General features: G+C 35.7%; 22 protein-coding genes, 4 tRNA genes and 1 other annotated feature. Of the genes, 11 read left to right on the forward strand and 15 right to left on the reverse strand.

Going from position 1 to position 19,102, the window contains the following annotated elements:
* Window positions 1–5: 5 nt before the first annotated feature.
* The 15 genes from fusA to BMX03_RS01805 form a co-directional block, all read right to left on the reverse strand.
* On the reverse strand, window positions 6–2,084 hold the full coding sequence (gene fusA, locus BMX03_RS01735) for an elongation factor G (RefSeq protein WP_008538886.1): 2,079 nt from the start codon (window positions 2,082–2,084) through the stop codon (window positions 6–8).
* Between the two features lie 41 nt (window positions 2,085–2,125).
* The gene (gene rpsG / locus BMX03_RS01740) at window positions 2,126–2,596 is read right to left on the reverse strand and encodes a 30S ribosomal protein S7 (RefSeq protein WP_008538887.1); all 471 of its coding nucleotides are present in this window, start codon (window positions 2,594–2,596) and stop codon (window positions 2,126–2,128) included.
* Window positions 2,597–2,635: 39 nt separating this feature from the next.
* A complete protein-coding gene (rpsL, locus tag BMX03_RS01745; RefSeq protein WP_008538888.1) occupies window positions 2,636–3,013 on the reverse strand; it encodes a 30S ribosomal protein S12 in 378 nt (125 codons plus the stop codon).
* A 116-nt stretch (window positions 3,014–3,129) separates the two neighbouring features.
* Window positions 3,130–3,369, reverse strand: a complete 240-nt coding sequence (locus BMX03_RS01750) for a ribosomal L7Ae/L30e/S12e/Gadd45 family protein (RefSeq protein WP_015562938.1) — start codon at window positions 3,367–3,369, stop codon at window positions 3,130–3,132.
* A gap of 353 nt (window positions 3,370–3,722) precedes the next feature.
* Window positions 3,723–4,091 (reverse strand): 50S ribosomal protein L7/L12, encoded by a 369-nt coding sequence (gene rplL / locus BMX03_RS01755; protein WP_015562940.1) that lies wholly within the window; start codon window positions 4,089–4,091, stop codon window positions 3,723–3,725.
* 71 nt (window positions 4,092–4,162) lie between these two features.
* Window positions 4,163–4,705 carry a 50S ribosomal protein L10 gene (gene rplJ, locus BMX03_RS01760; RefSeq protein WP_022227866.1) on the reverse strand — a complete coding sequence of 181 codons (543 nt, stop codon included), beginning with the start codon at window positions 4,703–4,705 and terminating at the stop codon, window positions 4,163–4,165.
* 36 nt (window positions 4,706–4,741) lie between these two features.
* Window positions 4,742–4,881 (reverse strand) — a sequence feature (ribosomal protein L10 leader region).
* A 6-nt stretch (window positions 4,882–4,887) separates the two neighbouring features.
* Complete coding sequence (gene rplA / locus BMX03_RS01765; protein ID WP_015562943.1) at window positions 4,888–5,592, reverse strand: 50S ribosomal protein L1; 705 nt, start codon at window positions 5,590–5,592, stop codon at window positions 4,888–4,890.
* Window positions 5,593–5,667: 75 nt separating this feature from the next.
* Window positions 5,668–6,093, reverse strand: a complete 426-nt coding sequence (rplK, locus tag BMX03_RS01770; protein ID WP_008538898.1) for a 50S ribosomal protein L11 — start codon at window positions 6,091–6,093, stop codon at window positions 5,668–5,670.
* 62 nt (window positions 6,094–6,155) lie between these two features.
* Window positions 6,156–6,683 carry a transcription termination/antitermination protein NusG gene (gene nusG / locus BMX03_RS01775; RefSeq protein ID WP_015562944.1) on the reverse strand — a complete coding sequence of 176 codons (528 nt, stop codon included), beginning with the start codon at window positions 6,681–6,683 and terminating at the stop codon, window positions 6,156–6,158.
* 32 nt (window positions 6,684–6,715) lie between these two features.
* On the reverse strand, window positions 6,716–6,934 hold the full coding sequence (gene secE / locus BMX03_RS01780; RefSeq protein ID WP_008538900.1) for a preprotein translocase subunit SecE: 219 nt from the start codon (window positions 6,932–6,934) through the stop codon (window positions 6,716–6,718).
* A gap of 35 nt (window positions 6,935–6,969) precedes the next feature.
* Window positions 6,970–7,119 carry a 50S ribosomal protein L33 gene (gene rpmG, locus BMX03_RS01785; RefSeq protein ID WP_008538901.1) on the reverse strand — a complete coding sequence of 50 codons (150 nt, stop codon included), beginning with the start codon at window positions 7,117–7,119 and terminating at the stop codon, window positions 6,970–6,972.
* A 237-nt stretch (window positions 7,120–7,356) separates the two neighbouring features.
* Window positions 7,357–7,433 (reverse strand) — tRNA-Met (locus tag BMX03_RS01790).
* A gap of 13 nt (window positions 7,434–7,446) precedes the next feature.
* Window positions 7,447–7,522: transfer RNA gene (locus tag BMX03_RS01795), tRNA-Thr, on the reverse strand.
* An 11-nt stretch (window positions 7,523–7,533) separates the two neighbouring features.
* Window positions 7,534–7,609 (reverse strand) — tRNA-Met (locus BMX03_RS01800).
* Between the two features lie 15 nt (window positions 7,610–7,624).
* Window positions 7,625–7,700: transfer RNA gene (locus BMX03_RS01805), tRNA-Thr, on the reverse strand.
* Between the two features lie 383 nt (window positions 7,701–8,083).
* Here BMX03_RS01805 and BMX03_RS01810 point away from each other — a divergent pair.
* The 11 genes from BMX03_RS01810 to BMX03_RS01860 all read left to right on the forward strand — a co-directional run.
* Window positions 8,084–8,803, forward strand: coding sequence for an ABC transporter ATP-binding protein (locus BMX03_RS01810; RefSeq protein ID WP_015562946.1), 720 nt, complete (start codon window positions 8,084–8,086; stop codon window positions 8,801–8,803).
* 11 nt (window positions 8,804–8,814) lie between these two features.
* The gene (locus BMX03_RS01815; RefSeq protein WP_008538904.1) at window positions 8,815–9,735 is read left to right on the forward strand and encodes a SufB/SufD family protein; all 921 of its coding nucleotides are present in this window, start codon (window positions 8,815–8,817) and stop codon (window positions 9,733–9,735) included.
* Between the two features lie 111 nt (window positions 9,736–9,846).
* A complete protein-coding gene (locus tag BMX03_RS01820; RefSeq protein ID WP_091693377.1) occupies window positions 9,847–10,431 on the forward strand; it encodes a hypothetical protein in 585 nt (194 codons plus the stop codon).
* A gap of 239 nt (window positions 10,432–10,670) precedes the next feature.
* A complete protein-coding gene (gene argC, locus BMX03_RS01825) occupies window positions 10,671–11,708 on the forward strand; it encodes an N-acetyl-gamma-glutamyl-phosphate reductase (RefSeq protein ID WP_008538907.1) in 1,038 nt (345 codons plus the stop codon).
* Window positions 11,709–11,735: 27 nt separating this feature from the next.
* A complete protein-coding gene (gene argJ / locus BMX03_RS01830) occupies window positions 11,736–12,941 on the forward strand; it encodes a bifunctional glutamate N-acetyltransferase/amino-acid acetyltransferase ArgJ (RefSeq protein ID WP_008538908.1) in 1,206 nt (401 codons plus the stop codon).
* A complete protein-coding gene (gene argB / locus BMX03_RS01835; RefSeq protein WP_008538909.1) occupies window positions 12,941–13,843 on the forward strand; it encodes an acetylglutamate kinase in 903 nt (300 codons plus the stop codon). Before argJ ends, argB begins: the two co-directional genes overlap by 1 nt.
* 21 nt (window positions 13,844–13,864) lie before the next feature.
* Window positions 13,865–15,061, forward strand: coding sequence for an aspartate aminotransferase family protein (locus tag BMX03_RS01840; protein WP_091693380.1), 1,197 nt, complete (start codon window positions 13,865–13,867; stop codon window positions 15,059–15,061).
* A gap of 23 nt (window positions 15,062–15,084) precedes the next feature.
* Window positions 15,085–16,014, forward strand: coding sequence for an ornithine carbamoyltransferase (argF, locus tag BMX03_RS01845; protein ID WP_091693382.1), 930 nt, complete (start codon window positions 15,085–15,087; stop codon window positions 16,012–16,014).
* 77 nt (window positions 16,015–16,091) lie between these two features.
* On the forward strand, window positions 16,092–17,306 hold the full coding sequence (locus tag BMX03_RS01850) for an argininosuccinate synthase (protein WP_015562953.1): 1,215 nt from the start codon (window positions 16,092–16,094) through the stop codon (window positions 17,304–17,306).
* Complete coding sequence (gene argH / locus BMX03_RS01855) at window positions 17,306–18,730, forward strand: argininosuccinate lyase (protein WP_018998544.1); 1,425 nt, start codon at window positions 17,306–17,308, stop codon at window positions 18,728–18,730. Before BMX03_RS01850 ends, argH begins: the two co-directional genes overlap by 1 nt.
* A 78-nt stretch (window positions 18,731–18,808) precedes the next feature.
* The coding region (locus BMX03_RS01860) for a helix-turn-helix domain-containing protein (protein WP_143052053.1) at window positions 18,809–19,102 on the forward strand (294 nt) is incomplete at its 3' end.

Raw genomic sequence — 19,102 nt, forward strand, 5'->3', positions numbered from 1 at the left:
CTTTATTATTCGCCTTTTGTTTTAGCGACAATAGCATCAGATATATTTTTAGGAACTTCATCATAGTAAGAAACTTCCATGGAGTAGTTCCCACGACCCTGTGTTTTAGAGCGTAAGTCGGTTGCATAACCGAACATTTCAGAAAGTGGAACAAATGCGTTGATTACCTGTACACCATTGCGTGGTTCCATACCTTCGATACGACCACGACGGGAGTTTAAGTCACCAATTACATCGCCCATGTATTCTTCAGGAACAGTAACTTCAACTTTTACATATGGTTCTAATAATACTGGATTTGCTTTTAAAGCACCAGCTTTGAATGCCATAGAACCTGCAACTTTGAAGGCCATTTCTGAGGAGTCAACTTCATGATAAGAACCATCATAAACGATAGCTTTGATATCAACCATTGGATAACCAGCAACAACACCGTTTTCCATAGCTTCTTTGATACCATTTTCGATTGGTCCGATGTATTCTTTAGGAATAGCACCACCAACGATTTTGCTTTCGAAGGAGAAACCTTCACCTGGATCTTGTGGAATGAGTTCAATCCAGCAATGACCATACTGACCTTTACCACCGGACTGACGAACGAATTTACCTTCAGATTTAACTGTTTTGCGGATTGTTTCACGGTAAGCAACCTGTGGTTTACCTACTTTACAATCTACTTTAAATTCGCGGCTCATACGGTCTACGATAATATCGAGATGTAATTCACCCATACCAGAGATAATTGTCTGCCCAGTTTCAGCATCAGTTCTTACACGGAATGTAGGATCTTCTTCTGCTAATTTCTGGAGAGCAATACCCATTTTTTCCTGGTCAGCTTTAGTTTTTGGTTCTACAGCTACGGAAATAACTGGATCTGGGAATTCCATAGATTCAAGAATGATTGGATGATTTTCATCGCAAAGTGTATCACCTGTTGTAGTATCTTTAAGACCTACAGCAGCAGCGATATCACCGCTGTAAACAACTTCAATTTCTTTACGGTTGTTTGCATGCATCTGTAAAATACGTCCGATACGTTCTTTTTTGCCTTTTGTAGAGTTAAATACATAAGAACCAGCATTTAATGTACCGGAATAAACACGGAAGAATGCGAGTTTACCAACAAATGGGTCAGCCATAATTTTGAATGCTAACGCTGCGAATGGTTCTTCGTCGCTAGATTCACGTTTGTCTTCTTCATTTGTATCAGGATTTATACCTTTGATTGCTGGAATATCAACTGGAGCTGGCATATAGTCAACAACAGCATCAAGCATAGGCTGAATACCTTTATCTTTGTAAGAAGAACCGCAAACTACTGGAGTAATTTCGCAAGCGATTGTAGCTTTACGAATTGCAGCTTTGATTTCTTCTTCAGTAAGTTCTTCACCTTCAAGATATTTCATCATTAATTCATCATCTGTTTCTGCAACAGAATCAAGCATTTTCTGACGATATTCTTCAGCTTTTTCTTTATATTCAGCTGGAATTTCTACGGCTTCAGGTTCTTTTGTATAATCTTCTTCGTAGATTACAGCTTTCATTTTAATTAAGTCAATAAGACCTTGGAAAGTATCTTCAGATCCGATTGGAATCTGAATAGCAACTGGATGTGCGTTAAGACGTTCAACCATCATTTTGAGAACATTATAGAAGTCAGCACCGATGATATCCATTTTGTTAACGTATACCATACGAGGTACATGATATCTTTCAGCTTGACGCCAAACTGTTTCAGATTGAGGTTCAACACCGCTTTTTGCGGATAATACAGTAACAGCACCATCAAGTACTTTAAGAGAGCGTTCTACTTCAACTGTGAAATCCACGTGACCTGGTGTATCAATGATGTTAATACGATGGTTTTTCCAATGGCAAGTTGTAGCAGCAGAAGTAATTGTAATACCTCTTTCTTTTTCCTGTGCCATCCAGTCCATTGTTGCTCCACCTTCATGAACTTCACCCATTTTATGAAGTATACCTGTGTAGAACAGAATACGCTCTGTAGTAGTGGTTTTACCAGCATCAATATGTGCTATAATACCAATGTTACGAGTTTTTTCGAGTGAAAATGCTCTTGCCACTTACTCATCGCTCCTTATATTATACAAAAGATACTTTAAAATTACCAACGATAATGAGCAAATGCTTTATTAGCTTCAGCCATTTTATGAGTATCTTCTTTTTTCTTAATTGCTGCACCTGTGTTATTAGCAGCATCCATTAATTCGCCGGAAAGACGTTCGTTCATAGTTTTTTCACCACGAAGTCTAGCATAGTTAACAATCCAACGAATACCAAGTGTCATACGACGATCCTGACGAACTTCTACAGGAACTTGGTAGTTAGCACCACCAACACGGCGAGCACGAACTTCTAATACTGGCATAACATTTTTCAATGCAGTTTCAAAAACTTCCATCGGGTCTTTACCAGTTTTTTCTTTTATAATGTCAAATGCATCATATACAACTTTCTCAGCAACACCTTTTTTACCGGAAAGCATAACTTTATTTATGAATTTAGTTACAACCTTGGATTTGTACACCGGATCTGGTAATACATCTCTTTTAGGTACGGAACCTTTTCTTGGCATTACTACCCCTCCTTGTCATAGTCTTCAATGTTTTAGTAATTATTTTTTCTTAGGACGTTTTGCACCGTATTTAGATCTTCCTTGTTCACGGTTTTGAACACCTGCAGTATCCAAAGAACCACGAATGATGTGATAACGCACACCTGGTAAGTCTTTTACACGACCGCCTCTAATTAAAACAACACTATGTTCCTGAAGATTGTGACCAATACCAGGGATATAAGCTGTTACTTCAATACTATTCGTTAAACGAACACGGGCAACTTTACGCAATGCGGAGTTTGGTTTTTTAGGAGTAGTAGTATATACTCTTGTGCAAACACCACGTTTCTGCGGGCAATTTTTTAATGCCGGTGCTGTAGATTTTTCCTGCATGCTCTGTCTGCTTTTACGAATCAACTGATTTATTGTAGGCATACATGCACCTCCTTCCTCAAATTTCCAAAGGCTTCAAAGCCCTATCCTTGTTTCGGATATTTTAGATTAAGAAATCTCACTTGCTGTGAGATTTTCAGCTTAGTTAACGGTATCCCTTAAAGTAATGCTACCGCAGCAGCTCCTACTTCAATGTTACAGGATTTACCTAGTTCAGCCATTGTATTTCCAAAAATCATTTCTACATTTTTAGTCATACAAAGCTCTCTTAAAGGGCTTAAAACTCTATCATCTGCGTCATCTGCTATGTAAACACATTTCGCTAAATCGTTTTTCACCGCTTTAGTAACTTGTTTTATGCCAATAACGCGTTTAGCATTTTTCAGTGTAACTGTCATTTTATCACTCCTAAATACTAACTGACAGATTTCAGGCACTCATTAATATTATCATCATTAAAAAGCATTGTCAACACATATTTTGCAAGTATTTTTATTAACACGGCACCTGGCGTATCATATAAAAATATAAAAGCCGTAAAAACCCTTATAAATAAAAGCTTCATAGCATCTTACTTTATAGTTTATTGAATTTTAAGAAAATATTTTTATTTACATACCTTTTACATTAGACACTTGTTTTTGATAGAAAGATTTTATTTTCCATCTAATATTGTCGTAAAAAGCACAAAAAGGACACCGGATAATATCCAGTGTCCTTTAATAGCTTATCAACTTTACTTAAAATAAAATTATTTAAGTTCTACAGTTGCGCCAGCTTCTTCTAATTTAGCTTTTAAAGCTTCAGCGTCTTCTTTGGAAGCGCCTTCTTTAACAGGAGCAGGAGCACCGTCAACTAAAGCTTTAGCTTCTTTTAAACCAAGGCCAGTTACTTCACGAACAACTTTGATTACGTTGATTTTTTTATCGCCAGCGGAAGCAAGAATTACATCGAATTCAGTTTTTTCTTCAGCAGCAGCACCACCAGCTGCAGGAGCAGCAGCTACAGCTACAGGAGCAGCAGCGCTAACACCAAATTTTTCTTCCATAGCTTTTACAAGTTCGGATAATTCAAGAACAGTCATTTCTTCAATGGCTTGCATAATTTCTTCTTTAGTCATTTTTATATTCCTCCAAATTTAAAACATTAATTTCATTTTATTTTTATATTATTTATATAAAGAGAGTCTGCTTATGCAGATTCTTTCTGAGCGCGGATTGCATCAAGCACATATACTGCATTGCGAATAGTACCCTGAAGTACATTGACAACGCCAGAGATAGGAGCTTGCATACTGCCAAGAACTTTCGCGATGAGAACTTCGCGGGATGGTAGGGATGCCAAAGCTTTAACTTCTTCAACATTGATAACTTTACCTTCAACAAAACCAGCTTTAATAGTTAAAACTTCTGTGTTTTCAAGTTTATTTTCTTTGATGAATTCATATATAACTTTAGCTGGAGCTACAGCATCATCAGCGGATACTGCAAGAGCAGTAGTACCGTTAAGAACTGGATCTAAACCTTCTAAGCCAATTTCATTTGCAGCAATACGAACCATTGTATTTTTTACAACATGATAAGTAACACCTGCTTCACGAAGTTTAGCACGAAGTTTCATATCTTGAGCTACAGTTAAACCTCTATAACCTGTTAATACAGCACCTTTTGCAGCGCTAAGTTGTTCTTTAAGACCTGCAACTGCGGCCTGTTTTTCTGGACGAATGTTTGCCATTTACATGACACCCCCTCTCAAATGAGAAATATTTATTACGAAACCAAAAAACGGTCTCTAGTGAGGACCAGAGACCGCAAAGTTTTCATGCCTTGCCAAGTATCTGACCTCGGCAGGCTATATTATGTTACAAATAATGTAACACCTGCTGTCTTAAGTCGCTTTACTAAATGAATATTAAATTATTCAGCTTTAGCAGCTTTGAAGTTTGTGTTTACAGTAACAGCTGGGCCCATAGTTGTGCTAACTGTGATGTTACGCATATACTGACCTTTAGCTGCTGCTGGTTTAACTTTTACTAATGTGTCAAGAAGAACCTGTAAATTTTCAACAAGTTTTACATTGTCGAAAGAAACTTTACCGATTGGCACATGTACGTTACCAGCTTTATCTGTTCTATATTCAACTTTACCTGCTTTAATTTCATTAACAGCTTTTGTTAAATCCATTGTAACAGTACCAAGTTTAGGGTTTGGCATTAAGCCACGAGGACCAAGGATTTTACCTAAACGACCTACAACACCCATCATATCAGGAGTTGCTACTGTAACATCGAAGTCACACCAGCCCTCTTTGATTTTTGCAACGAGTTCATCAGAACCAACAAAGTCAGCTCCAGCAGCTTCTGCTTCAGCAACTTTATCGCCTTTAGCAAAAACTAAAACTCTTTTAGATTTACCAGTACCATGTGGTAATACAACGGCACCGCGAACTTGCTGATCTGCATATTTAGGGTTAACACCTAAACGAACAGCTACATCAACACTTTCATCAAATTTAGCAGTAGCAGTTTTTTTAACTACTTCAATAGCTTCTGCTAAATCATATGCTTTACCAGCTTCAACTAATTTAGCTGCGTCCTGGTATTTTTTACCAAATTTAGCCATTATTAAAATTCTCTCCTTTGTGGTTTTAACGGTATAAGCCTCCCACAGTCAAGTATCTTACATCAACTAATAAAATTAGTCAACGATTTCGATACCCATGCTGCGTGCAGTACCTTCGATCATGCGAGTTGCAGCTTCGATATCTGCAGCATTGAGGTCTTGCATTTTGCTTTCAGCAATTTTCATTGCTTCAGCACGTGGTAATTTAGCCACTTTCTTTTTATTAGGTTCACCAGATGCTTTTTCAATGCCAGCTGCTTTCTTTAATAACACAGCTGCTGGTGGAGTTTTTGTAACAAAAGTAAAGGATCTATCTTCAAAAACTGTAATTTCTACTGGAATAATTAAACCGCCCTGTTTAGCAGTTCTTTCGTTGAATTCTTTAACGAAAGCCATGATATTTACACCAGCCTGACCTAAAGCAGGACCAACTGGAGGAGCAGGAGTAGCTTTACCAGCGAGAACTTGCAATTTTACAAGTTTAACAACTTTTTTTGCCATTGTTATTTACACCTCCTTAGGATTATGGAATATAACTATATGTTATATTTGAATTTGCTGATTTATATTTTTTCTATCTGATCGAAATCTGCTTCAATTGCAGTTTCACGACCAAACATATCAACAACGCCTTTAATCTTACTCTTACTATAATCAATTTCTGTTATAGTTGCAACAAAATTTTCAAAAGCACCAGAAGTAATGTTTACTTGGTCTCCCACTTCAACATCAAGTTCTGTTGGTTTATCCATACCCATTGCTTTTAAAATTCTATTTGCTTCTTCTTCAGTTAATGGAACAGGTTTTGTATTTGAACCTACAAATCCTGTAACGCCTGGTGTATTTCTTACAATATACCAAGAACGTTCATCAACTATCATTTCAAGTAAGACATAACCTGGAAAAATTTTTCTTTCTACTACTTTTTCTTTGCCATTTCTCTTTTCAGTCTCTTTTTCTACAGGCACGATTACATTGAAGATTTTGTCTTCCATGCCCATGGAGTGGATTTTTCTTTCAAGATTGGCTTTTACTTTGTTTTCATAACCGGAATATGTATGTATAACATACCATTTCTTTTCTAATTCCATGCCAAGGGACAAGACATCTCCACCTCCTGTAATTATCGTAAAATGAGATCAAATATACGGGCAAAAACAGTATCACATATCCAAATTAAAGCACAAACAAATGCCACTGCAACGAAAACTACTCCTGTATAAGAAACCAGTTCTCTGCGAGTAGGCCAAACAACTTTTTTTAACTCACTTTTTACACCAGATAAAAATCCTATTATTCCGGATTTTTCCTGATTTACTGGAGTATTTTCATTCTGTGCCATTTCTTCACTTCCTCACACTACTACAAAGGAAAACCTTATTTTGTTTCTCTGTGTAAAGTATGTTTTTTACAGAATTTGCAATACTTTTTCATTTCAATTCTATCAGGATTATTTTTTTTATTTTTATTAGTCTGATAGTTGCGCTGTTTGCATTCAGTGCAGGCTAAAGTAACAGCATTGCGCATCTCATGCACCCCTCTTTACATCATTTAGTATAATATTCGTTCGTCTTATAAACGTCGCCTATATAATTTATCACAATTAAAAACATGTGTCAAATAAATAACACGACTTCAGGCGAAATTGAACTACCAAAAACGCCTGACACTGAAAATATTATCATTTTTCATTGAATATTTATATGGTATATTCAAAGGCTACCAACATAAATAAAGCCCCTATTAAGGGGTTGTTGTTTTAATTGGTGGCGGCGCAGAGATTCGAACTCCGGACACTGCGGGTATGAACCGCATGCTCTAGCCAACTGAGCTACGCCGCCATATTATATTTTCTGGAGCTGATGACCGGGATTGAACCGGTGACCTTATCCTTACCAAGGATACGCTCTACCGACTGAGCTACACCAGCAGAATCGGTTTTGGTTGCGGGGAGAGGACTTGAACCTCTGGCCTTCGGGTTATGAGCCCGACGAGCTACCAACTGCTCCACCCCGCGATTTGGTAAAGAATATGGAGCTGGCGAGAGGAATCGAACCCCCAACCTGCTGATTACAAGTCAGCTGCTCTGCCAATTGAGCTACACCAGCGTTTCTCGCTTTCGTTTGTCAGCACCGTGCTGACAGGTAATAATGTTATCATAAGATAATTCATTTGTAAACCCCTTTTTTGAAAAAAATTAAAAAAAAGTTAAAAAAAGTTGTTTTCAAGTATAAAAATTATGCTTATATATATTAATTAAGGATATCTTTTTTATTGATTTTATTTACAAAAATCTTTGTTTTTTTCTTCAAAAAAGCTATATTCTTCATTGACTAGCCATATAAACTCTTTTATAATCAATCACGATTTAACAAATATTTTTGATTTAATTTATTTTGCTAATACATAATAAAAATTGTATAATAGGTATCATATATTATGTATTTAATATATATAAATTACATAAATATATTAGATTGGAGTTAGATTAATGTTAGAATTAAAAAATCTATCATTTTCTGTTAATGATGGAAATAAAACAAAACAAATTCTTAAAGATATCAATTTAGTTATTGATGATAAAAAATTTACAGTAATCACAGGTCCAAATGGTGGTGGTAAATCTACATTAGCCAAAATCATCATGGGCATTGAAAAACCAACTAGCGGTAAAATCTTCTTTAATGGTGAAGATATAACTGATTGGGATATTACTAAACGAGCTTTAGCTGGTATTAGTTTTGCCTTCCAACAACCAGTTCGCTTCAAGGGAATTGGTGTTAAAGATTTACTCAGCCTAGCAGCTGGAGAAAAATTATCTACTAGTGGCGCTTGCACTTATCTTTCTGAAGTAGGTCTTTGCGCTGCTGATTATGTAAATCGTGAAGTAGATACTTCCCTATCTGGTGGCGAAATCAAACGTATTGAAATCGCTACTATCTTAGCTCGTAAACAAACTAAATTAGCTGTTTTTGATGAACCTGAAGCTGGTATTGATTTATGGAGCTTCCAAAAACTCATCAGTGTTTTTGAAAAATTACATGAACAACAACAATCCATTATGATTATTTCCCATCAAGAACGCATCTTAAATATAGCTGACCAAATTGTATTAGTTGCAAATGGCTCCATTAAACAAATTGGCACAAAAGAAGAAATCATGCCTCAACTTATGGAAGTTGCTGGTGTTTGTGATTTCTATAAAAAATAGGAGGACTCCTCATGTTAGATAATCTAGAAAAAGATTTATTAGAAAAAGTAGCTGGTATTAAAGATAAACCACAAGGTGCTTATAATATCCGTTTAAATAGTAAAGCTGTTGATAGAGCTTCTAGTAAAAATATAACTATAACTAAAAAAGAAGATAAAGATGGCATTGATATCCGCATTGCTCCAGGAACAAAAAAAGAAGTTTGCTACATTCCTGTAATTATGGATAAATCTGGCGTTAATGAATTAGTATATAATGACTTTTTCATCGGTGATGATTGTGATGTAACCATCGTCGCTGGCTGTGGTATCCATAACTGTGGCAATGCAGACTCCGAACATGATGGTATTCATGCTTTTTATATAGGTAAAAATTCTAAAGTAAAATATTTAGAAAAACATTATGGTTCTGGCGATGGTGATGGTAAACGCATCATGAACCCTACTACCATTGTTGAAATGGACGAAAATTCCTATATGGAAATGGAAACAACTCAAATTCGTGGTATTAATTCTACAAAAAGAATTACTAAAGGAACTGTTGGTAAAAATTCCACTTTAATTGTAAAAGAAAAACTTTTAACACATGGCAATCAATATGCAGAAAGTGATTTTGAAGTAAATTTAGATGGAGAAAATTCCCACTCTAATATTATCTCTCGAGCTGTAGCTCAAGAAAAATCAAAACAAATCTTCATTGCTAAAATCTATGGTAATAACAAATGCCATGGTCATTCTGAATGTGATGCTATCATCATGGACGATGCTACAATTTCTGCAATTCCTGAAATCAAAGCAAATCATCCTGAATCAAATTTAATTCATGAAGCAGCTATCGGTAAAATTGCAGGAGAACAATTAATAAAATTAATGAGCTTAGGCTTAACTGAAAAAGAAGCTGAAAATCAAATCATAAACGGTTTCTTAAAATAAAATACAAAAGGCTCCAAACAAAATATATCGTTTGGAGTCTTTTTTTGCAGGAAATAAAATTTTTAAAACGAATATTATTTATTGATTAAGATTTATTTAGGAGGCTTTTTCATGAAAAAACTAATTACTATATTTTCATTATTAGCAATTATGCTCTTTAGTATATCTACAGCCTTTGCTGCTAATGAGAAAATCACCATGATGGATGAAGATTATAATTTAAAAAATATCCATACATTGGCTATTTATACACCAAGCTACAAACCTTCCGCATTAAGCATTGAACGTAAAGCTAAATTACCTAATGCTCCAGAATTAATCACTCCTGATATGTTGACAGACGTTATCTTCAAAGTAGCTAAAGAAGATGAAGTTACTTATACTTTATTATCTGATAAAGATGTAATCCAAAATATAAAAGCTACTACAGGTACTGATATCACTACTTTGTCCAATCGTGAAGCACTAGCTATCTATAAAGAAAGTATTAAAAATTACGCTGATGCTTATGTAATTTTCACATTTGCTAATGATAGCCGTGTAGTTATGTTTGCTGATGTTTATGATGCTAAAGACAATCATTGGATTTGTTCTTATCAAATAATCGGCGGAGATACTGAAGATGATAATTTAGAAAATTATTCAATGTTTATGCATAAGTTCTTCCGTACTTTAACTATTCAAAGCCAAAAATAAACATAGTTTATAAATATTAATTTATGGTATATATATTCTTTTAGTTTATATATACCATTTTTTATTAAAAATTTTTAAAAAAACTATTGAAATTTTATACGATTGAGTTGTATAATTATAACCACCTTATTTTGTTAGCGTTTTTTTTATTTTGTGTTATAATTTATTTACATGTTAACACTGCATATCTTTAATTATATTGAAGCGTTAATATTTAACTTTTAAAAATGGAGGATATCATGATTAGAGTAAGTATTATTGGTGCTACTGGATATGCTGGTGCAGAACTTTTACGTTTACTGTACAACCATCCCCAAGTTCAAGTAGTGCATATAACTTCAGAAAGTTATACTGGTAAAAAAATTTCTGAAGTATATCCTCACTTACGAGGATTATATGACCAAGAATTAATCAGTATGAAAGATATGGATACTATCGCAAACGATAGCGATTTTGTATTTATTGGTCTTCCTCATGGTCATGCTATGGAAGTAGGTAAAGCTTTAGCCGATACTAATGTTCGCATTATTGATTTAGGTGCTGATTATCGCTTTGATGATACAGATATCTATGAAGCATGGTATAAAGTAGCTCATACACATAAAGACGCACCTCGCGTTTATGGTTTAGCTGAACTTTATCGCGAAGATATTAAAAATGCTAAAATTATTGGTAATGCTGGTTGCTATACTACTGCTAGTATCTTAGCTTTAGCACCACTTGTAAAAAATGAATTTATTGAACCAAATACTATTATTGTTGATGCTAAATCTGGTACTTCTGGTTCTGGTCGTTCAGCTAAACAAATGACACATTACCCTGAGCTTTATGATAATTTCAAAGCTTATGGCGTAGCTACACATCGTCATACACCTGAAATCGAACAGGCTTTAGGTCATTTATGTCATCGTAAAGTTACTTTGAACTTCACACCTCATCTAGTACCAATGTCTAGAGGAATTTTAAGCACTTGCTATGCTAATATCAAACAATGGGTTACTCCAGAAATGATAGATAAAGCATACACTGATATGTATGGCGATGAATATTTCATTCGCTTATTAGGTAGAGGTGCTTACCCATCTACTAAAGAAGTTCGTGGTTCTAACTTCTGCGATATCGGTTGGCATATTGACCTTAGAACAGGTCGCATTATCGTCCTTTCCGCTATTGATAATTTAGTAAAAGGCGCCGCAGGTCAAGCTATTCAAAACTTTAATATTGCTTGCGGTTTCGATGAAAAAACAGGATTGGATTTCACTCCAATTTATCCATGATATTTCGATAACTCGGAGGTATATTTTATGATAAAAAAAGATACTCAAGGTGTAACGTTTGCCAAAGGTTTCACTGCAGCAGGCGTTAAAGCTGGCATAAAAAAAAGCGGTAACTTAGACGTTGCTGTTATCTATACAAAAACTCAAGCTGTTGTAGCGGGTACATTCACTCAAAACAAAGTAGCTGCTGCTCCAGTTTATGTATCTAAAGAAGTTGTTGCTACAGGAACTGCTCATGCAATCGTAGCTAATGCTGGTTGTGCTAATGCATGCACTGGTCAACAAGGTTTAGATGATGCTCACAAAATGGCACAAATCGCAGCTGATGAACTCGGTGTTAATGCTGATGATGTAATCGTTGGTTCCACTGGTGTTATCGGTGTTAATTTGCCAATGGATAAACTTGAAGCTGGTATCAAAGATGCTGTAGCTAATTTATCTGCTGATGGCAGTGGTAATGCTGGTAGAGCTATTATCACTACTGATACTCACAGCAAAAGTGTAACTTGCGAATTTGAATTATCTGGTAAAACAGTTCGCATGGGCGCTATCGCAAAAGGTTCTGGTATGATTCGTCCTAATATGGCTACAATGCTTTGCTATATTACTACTGATATTGCTATCGACCAAGCGCTTTTACAAAAAGCTGTATCTGGTTGTGTAGAAAAATCCTTCAACATGATTTCCGTTGATGGTGATATGAGTACAAATGATATGGTAATCGTACTCGCTAACGGCGAAGCAAATAATGCAAAAATCACAGAAGAAAACGCTGATTATCAAATCTTCTTTGATAAACTCATGATGCTTTGCACAGAACTTGCAAAACAAATTGCAGCTGATGGTGAAGGTGCTAGCAAATTCTTAACAATCAATGTAAAAGGTGCAAAATCTTTTGCTGATGCTAAAACTGTAGGTATGGCAATTGCTAATTCTCCACTTGTAAAAACTGCATTCTTCGGTGAAGACCCTAACTGGGGACGTGTAATCTGTGCTGTTGGTTACTCTGGTGCAGATATGGTTCCTGAAAAAACTGTTGTAAAATTCGGTGGCATTACTATTTTTGCTAATGGTACTGGTGCAACTTATGATGAAAAAGCTCTCGCTCATGTTATGAAAGAAAAAGATATCGTTATTGATATTGAATTAAACATGGGACAAGAAGATGCTACAGTTTGGAGTTGTGACCTTTCTTACGAATATGTAAAAATCAATGGGGAGTATCACACCTGATGAGTAATTTAAATAATTTTTCCGCAGAAGATAAGGCTTCTATTCTAGTAGAAGCCCTTCCATATATTCAAGAATTCTACGGCAAAACCATCGTTATCAAATACGGTGGTAATGCCATGATAAACGATACTTTAAAAGAACAAGTAATGAAAGATATCGTACTTATGAAATATGTTGGTATTCGCCCTGTAATCGTTCATGGTGGCGGTCCTGATATCACATCTTTCTTAAAAAAATTCGGCAAAGTAACTGAATTTGTAAGCGGTCTTCGCGTTACTGATAAAGAAACTGTGCAAATCGCTGAAATGGTACTTGCTGGTAAAATCAATTCTGAAATCGTAAATCGTTTAAATCGCCTCGGCATTCGTGCTGTTGGTTTAAGTGGTAAAGATTCAGATTTAATCATCGCTCATAAAAAATTAGCAGAAGTACATAATGGTACAGACGCTGTTGAACAAGTAGATATCGGTTATGTTGGTGAAGTAGAAAAAATCAATACAGCTTTAATCAATGATTTACTAGATAATGATTATGTTCCTGTAATCGCTCCAATCGGTGCAGGTCATGCAGATGAATCATTTAATATCAATGCTGATTATGTAGCTGCTGAAGTCGCTGGTGCACTTCAAGCTGAAAAACTTTTACTCTTAACTGATACTAAAGGAATTTATCGCGATTTCGAAGATAAATCTTCCTTTATCTCTACACTCACTCAAAGCGAAGCTAAAAAACTCATCAATGATGGCAGTATCGGCGGTGGCATGATACCAAAAGTAGAAGCATGTCTCCATGCTCTCGATAGCGGTACTGGCAAAGCTTGTATCATTGATGGTCGCGAAGCTCATTCTTTAATTCTCGAATTATTTACTTCTCAAGGTATCGGTACAGAAGTAGTTCGTTAATTCGACAAAAGGAGAATTTATATGTTAACTAATGAAGAAATATTCGCCAAAGACAAAAGCGATTATTTGCCTGTCTTTGCTCGTTATAATATAGTTTTAGACCATGGCGATGGTCCATATGTTTATGATACAAAAGGTAAAAAATATATCGACTTTTTAGCTGGCATTGCCGTAAATGTAGTTGGTCATAATTATAAACCACTCGTTGATGCAGTTTCTCAACAAGCTAGCAAAATGATACATTGCTCCAACCTTTATTACACTGAAGTTCAAGTTGAAGCAGCAGAAAAACTCAAAAAATTAAGTGGCATGGATAAAGTCTTCTTCGGAAATTCCGGTGCAGAAGCTAATGAAGGTGCTATCAAACTTGCTCGTAAATACGCAACTAATATTGACCCTGAAAAAATTCAAATAATCTCTGCGCTTCATAGTTTCCATGGACGTACACTTGCTACATTGACTGCTACAGGTCAAGATCATTATCATCATGGCTTTGGTCCATTACCTGCTGGTTTTGACTATGTGCCATATAATGATATTCAAGCACTTGAAGCAAAAATGAGTGATAAAACTTGTGCTGTAATGCTTGAAGCTATCCAAGGTGAAGGTGGCGTTCATGTTCCTGATCCAGATTATTTACCAAAAGTACGTGCTTTATGCGACAAATACAATGCTGTTTTAATCTTCGATGAAGTTCAATGCGGTATGGGTCGTACTGGTACATTCTTTGGTTGCCAACAATTTGGTGTAAAACCAGATATTGTAACACTTGCTAAAGGTCTCGCTGGCGGTGTGCCAATCGGTGCTTTCATGGCTACAGACAAAGTTGCTAATGCCTTCCACGCTGGAGACCATGGCTCTACATTCGGTGGTAATCCTCTTGCTTGTGCAGCTACTTGCGTTGTTTTAGACGCTTTAATTGATGGCAATCTCATGGAAAATGCCAAAGAAATCGGTGCTTATCTTCAATCTAAATTTGAAGAATACAAAGCAAAATATCCAAATTTAATCAAAGAAGTTCGTGGACGTGGTTTAATTTTAGGCATGGAACTTACTCGTCCTGGCCGTGAAATTGCAAACGAATGTTTAGATTATGGTGCAATCATCAACTGCACTGCTGGCAATGTACTTCGCTTTGTACCACCACTTAATATCACAAAAGCTCATGTTGACGAATTAATTTCTGTTTTAGATAAAGTATTACCAAAATACGCTTAAAACTTAACGAGGAGGAAATATTCATGCTAAAAGGCAAAGATTTATTATCTATACATGATTTAACTTCTGATGAAGTTATGGAAATTTTAAATTTAGCTCATGAATTAAAAGCTAAACAAAAAGCTGGTATTGAACATCACATTTTAAAAGGTAAAACTCTCGGTATGATTTTTGAAAAATCTTCTACTCGTACTCGTGTTTCCTTTGAAGTTGGTATGTATCAATTAGGCGGACAAGCATTATTCTTATCTAACCGTGACCTTCAAATCGGTCGTGGCGAACCAATTAAAGATACTGCTCGTGTTCTTTCTCGTTATCTTGATGGTGTAATGATTCGTACTTTCGGTCATGAGATTGTTGAAGAATTTGCTCAATATGCTAGCATTCCTGTAATCAACGCACTCACAGACTTACTTCACCCTTGCCAAGCACTCACAGACCTTTTAACTGCTCAAGAACATAAAGGCAAAGATTTAAAAGGCTTGAAAATGGCTTATATTGGCGATGGTAACAATATGACTCATTCCTTAATGTATGCTTGTACTAAAGTTGGTATGAACTTTGCTAGTGCTAGTCCAAAAGGCTATGAACCAAATGCTCAAGTAGTAGCTAATGCTAAACTTGATGCTGCACAATCTGGTTCTACTATTGAAATCTTAAATGACCCATTTGAAGCTGCTAAAGATGCAGATATTTTATATACTGATGTTTGGGCAAGCATGGGACAAGAAGCTGAACATGATGAACGTGTAAAAATCTTCAAAGATTATCAAATCAATAATGAACTTCTCAGAGTAGCTGATAAACGCGCTATCGTAATGCATTGTCTTCCTGCTCATCGCGGTGAAGAAATCGCTGAAGATGTTCTTGAAAAGAATGCAAATGTTATTTTTGATGAAGCAGAAAATCGTCTTCACACACAAAAAGCAATTATGGCTCTTTTAATGGGCTGATAAATCTGTTAATATATCTAATAGCCATACATAAATATGACTATTTAAAAATCGTAATTTAAGGAGTTGTAATTTAAATGGAAAATATTAAAAAAGTAGTTCTTGCTTACTCTGGTGGTCTTGATACTTCCGTTATCATTCCATGGCTCAAAGAAAACTATAATGGTTGCGAAGTTATCGCTGTTTGTGCTGATATCGGACAGGGTGACGAATTAAATGTTGTTCATGACAAAGCTTTAAAATCTGGTGCTTCTAAAGTTTATATTGAACATTTGACAGAAGACTTCGTAGAAAACTATGTATTCCCAACTTTAAAAGCTAGCGCTGTTTATGAAGGTAAATATCTTTTAGGTACTTCCTTTGCTCGTCCACTCATCGCAAAACGCCTTGTTGAAATCGCTAAAGAAGAAGGCGCTGACGCTATTGCTCACGGTGCTACTGGTAAAGGTAATGACCAGGTTCGTTTCGAACTTTCTGTAAAAGCTCTTGCTCCAAACATCAAATTAATCGCTCCATGGCGTGAATGGGAACTTCGTTCTCGTGAACAAGAAATTGCTTATGCTGAAAAACATGGTATTCCAATCGCTACAGAAAACAAAACTTATTCCATGGATAGAAATATCTGGCACTTAAGCCATGAAGGTTCTGACCTTGAAGATCCTTGGAACGCTCCAAAAAATAACATGTACTTAATCAGCAAAGCTCCTGAAAATGCTCCTGATGAAGCTGAATATGTAACAATTGACTTTGAAAAAGGTATTCCTGTTGCTGTAAACGGTGAAAAACTTGCTCCTGTTGCACTTCTTGAAAAATTAAATGAAATCGGTGCTAAAAATGGTGTAGGTATCACAGATATCGTAGAAAATCGTCTTGTTGGTATGAAATCCCGTGGCGTATATGAAAACCCAGGCGGAGCTATCTTATATGCTGCTCATCAAGAACTTGAATATCTTTGCCTTGACCGTCAAACTCTTCATTACAAAGAAACAGTTGCTATTAAATATGCTGAACTTGTTTATGATGGTATGTGGTTCTCCCAACTTCGTGAAGCTCTTGCAGCATTCGTTGATGCAACTCAAGAAACAGTTACTGGTACTGTTAAACTTAAACTTTATAAAGGTAATATTTGCCCAGCTGGTGCAAAATCTCCATACTCCCTCTACAGCCAAGAATTCGTAACATTTGAAGAAGACGATGTTTACAACCAAGCAGATGCTACTGGATTCATCAACCTCTTTGGTCTTCCACTCAAAGTTCGTGCATTAATGAAAGAACAAGCAGGTTTAAAATAATGGCTGAACAAATGTGGGGCGGTAGATTCGCCAAATCTACAGATGAAATGATCAATGAATTTCAGGCTTCTATTAACTTTGACAAACGCATGTATCATGAAGATATAGCTGGTAGCATAGCTCATGCTACCATGCTTTGCAAAGTTGGTATCTTGACTGAAGAAGATAAAAATAATATCATCTCCGGCTTAAAAAATATTTTAGCTAAAATTGAACAAGGTGATTTTAATTTTTCTGTTGACCTTGAAGATATTCATATGAATATTGAAAAACGTCTTACAGAAGCTATCGGTGAAGCTGGCGGTCGTCTTCACACTGCTAGAAGCCGTAATGACCAAGTAGCACTTGATACCCATATGTATGTACGTCGTGAAACAGTTGAAGTTATTAATTTAATCAAAGAATTACAGACTGCTTTAACTGAAACAGCTACAAAATACAAAGATGTAATCATGCCTGGTTATACTCACCTTCAACGTGCACAGCCTATTTTATTCTCTCATCATATGATGGCATATTTCTCCATGCTCAGCCGTGACTTCTCCCGTTTCAAAGGTGTTTATGAACGCTGTGATATTATGCCACTTGGTGCTGGTGCTCTTGCTGGTACAACTTTCCCTATTGATCGTGAATTCGTTGCTAAACAGCTCAATTTTGATGCTATTTATGCAAACAGCTTAGATGCTGTAAGTGATAGAGATTACATCATGGAATTTTTATCCGCAGCTTCTATTCTCATGATTCACTTAAGCCGTATCAGTGAAGAAATCATCTTCTGGTGCTCTCGTGAATTCTCTTTCGTAGAATTAGATGATGCTCATTGCACTGGTTCTAGTATGATGCCACAGAAGAAAAATCCTGACGTATCCGAACTTGTTCGCGGTAAAACAGGTCGTGTAATTGGTCATTTAATGGCTATGCTCACAACTGTAAAAGGTTTACCTCTTGCTTATAATAAAGATTTACAAGAAGATAAAGAAGGTTTATTTGACGCTATTGATACTATCAAATTCAGCCTTGCTGTATATGCTCAATTAATCCGTGGCATGAAAGTTAGAAAAGATGTAATGCTTAAAGCTGTTCGTGAAGACTTCTCTAATGCTACTGACCTTGCTGATTATCTTGTAAAAAAAGGTATGCCATTTAGAAAAGCTCATAGTGTATCTGGTCATGCTGTTCATTACTGCATCGAAAATAATAAATGGCTTGAAGACTTAACTATGGACGAATTCAAACAGATGTCTGATTTATTTGAAGAAGATATCTATGAAGCTATTGCACCAGAAACTTGCGTTAAAAACCGCAATTCTTACGGTGGAACATCTTATAGCCAAGTAGATATGCAACTTGCTCTTGCTGATAAAATCTTAACTCAAGAACAAGCTCAATTAGATATCTACAAAGATAAACAAATTAAACTTTAATATAAAAAGCATGTAGTTATATATGAACTGCACCCCAAAAGTTGGACACAAAACAACTTTTGGAGGTGCAGTTTTTTTATGACTAAATACTCAAATGAATTTAAAGTTAAAGCAATTAAAATGGTTTTAAAAGGAAATTCTATTTCTCATGTAGCTAAAATTCTAAACATGCCAGATATAGCTCCTCTTTACAGATGGATATCTCATTATGAACATGGTGGTATTCCACAACTTCTTCATAAAAATCGTAAACATACTCCTATCTTTAAGCAAAAAGTTATTGAATATAAATGGCTACATCATTTATCATTAAATCAAACAGCAGACAAATTTTCCATTCCTAATACTGGTACAATTTATACATGGGAAAAG

The sequence above is a fragment of the Megamonas sp. Calf98-2 genome (genome assembly GCF_900110235.1).
Taxonomy (GTDB): Bacteria; Bacillota; Negativicutes; order Selenomonadales; family Selenomonadaceae; genus Megamonas; species Megamonas funiformis.

Excerpts from the sequence above, each read along its gene's own strand:
- rpsG (WP_008538887.1), bottom strand. The coding sequence starts at position 2,596 with ATGCCAAGAAAAGGTTCCGTACCTAAAAGAGATGTATTACCAGATCCG.
- rpsL (WP_008538888.1), bottom strand. The coding sequence starts at position 3,013 with ATGCCTACAATAAATCAGTTGATTCGTAAAAGCAGACAGAGCATGCAG.
- BMX03_RS01750 (WP_015562938.1), bottom strand. The coding sequence starts at position 3,369 with ATGACAGTTACACTGAAAAATGCTAAACGCGTTATTGGCATAAAACAA.
- rplL (WP_015562940.1), bottom strand. The coding sequence starts at position 4,091 with ATGACTAAAGAAGAAATTATGCAAGCCATTGAAGAAATGACTGTTCTT.
- rplJ (WP_022227866.1), bottom strand. The coding sequence starts at position 4,705 with ATGGCAAACATTCGTCCAGAAAAACAGGCCGCAGTTGCAGGTCTTAAA.
- rplA (WP_015562943.1), bottom strand. The coding sequence starts at position 5,592 with ATGGCTAAATTTGGTAAAAAATACCAGGACGCAGCTAAATTAGTTGAA.
- rplK (WP_008538898.1), bottom strand. The coding sequence starts at position 6,093 with ATGGCAAAAAAAGTTGTTAAACTTGTAAAATTGCAAGTTCTCGCTGGT.
- nusG (WP_015562944.1), bottom strand. The coding sequence starts at position 6,683 with ATGGAATTAGAAAAGAAATGGTATGTTATACATACATATTCCGGTTAT.
- secE (WP_008538900.1), bottom strand. The coding sequence starts at position 6,934 with ATGGCACAGAATGAAAATACTCCAGTAAATCAGGAAAAATCCGGAATA.
- rpmG (WP_008538901.1), bottom strand. The coding sequence starts at position 7,119 with ATGCGCAATGCTGTTACTTTAGCCTGCACTGAATGCAAACAGCGCAAC.
- BMX03_RS01810 (WP_015562946.1), top strand. The coding sequence starts at position 8,084 with ATGTTAGAATTAAAAAATCTATCATTTTCTGTTAATGATGGAAATAAA.
- BMX03_RS01815 (WP_008538904.1), top strand. The coding sequence starts at position 8,815 with ATGTTAGATAATCTAGAAAAAGATTTATTAGAAAAAGTAGCTGGTATT.
- BMX03_RS01820 (WP_091693377.1), top strand. The coding sequence starts at position 9,847 with ATGAAAAAACTAATTACTATATTTTCATTATTAGCAATTATGCTCTTT.
- argC (WP_008538907.1), top strand. The coding sequence starts at position 10,671 with ATGATTAGAGTAAGTATTATTGGTGCTACTGGATATGCTGGTGCAGAA.
- argJ (WP_008538908.1), top strand. The coding sequence starts at position 11,736 with ATGATAAAAAAAGATACTCAAGGTGTAACGTTTGCCAAAGGTTTCACT.
- argB (WP_008538909.1), top strand. The coding sequence starts at position 12,941 with ATGAGTAATTTAAATAATTTTTCCGCAGAAGATAAGGCTTCTATTCTA.
- BMX03_RS01840 (WP_091693380.1), top strand. The coding sequence starts at position 13,865 with ATGTTAACTAATGAAGAAATATTCGCCAAAGACAAAAGCGATTATTTG.
- argF (WP_091693382.1), top strand. The coding sequence starts at position 15,085 with ATGCTAAAAGGCAAAGATTTATTATCTATACATGATTTAACTTCTGAT.
- BMX03_RS01850 (WP_015562953.1), top strand. The coding sequence starts at position 16,092 with ATGGAAAATATTAAAAAAGTAGTTCTTGCTTACTCTGGTGGTCTTGAT.
- argH (WP_018998544.1), top strand. The coding sequence starts at position 17,306 with ATGGCTGAACAAATGTGGGGCGGTAGATTCGCCAAATCTACAGATGAA.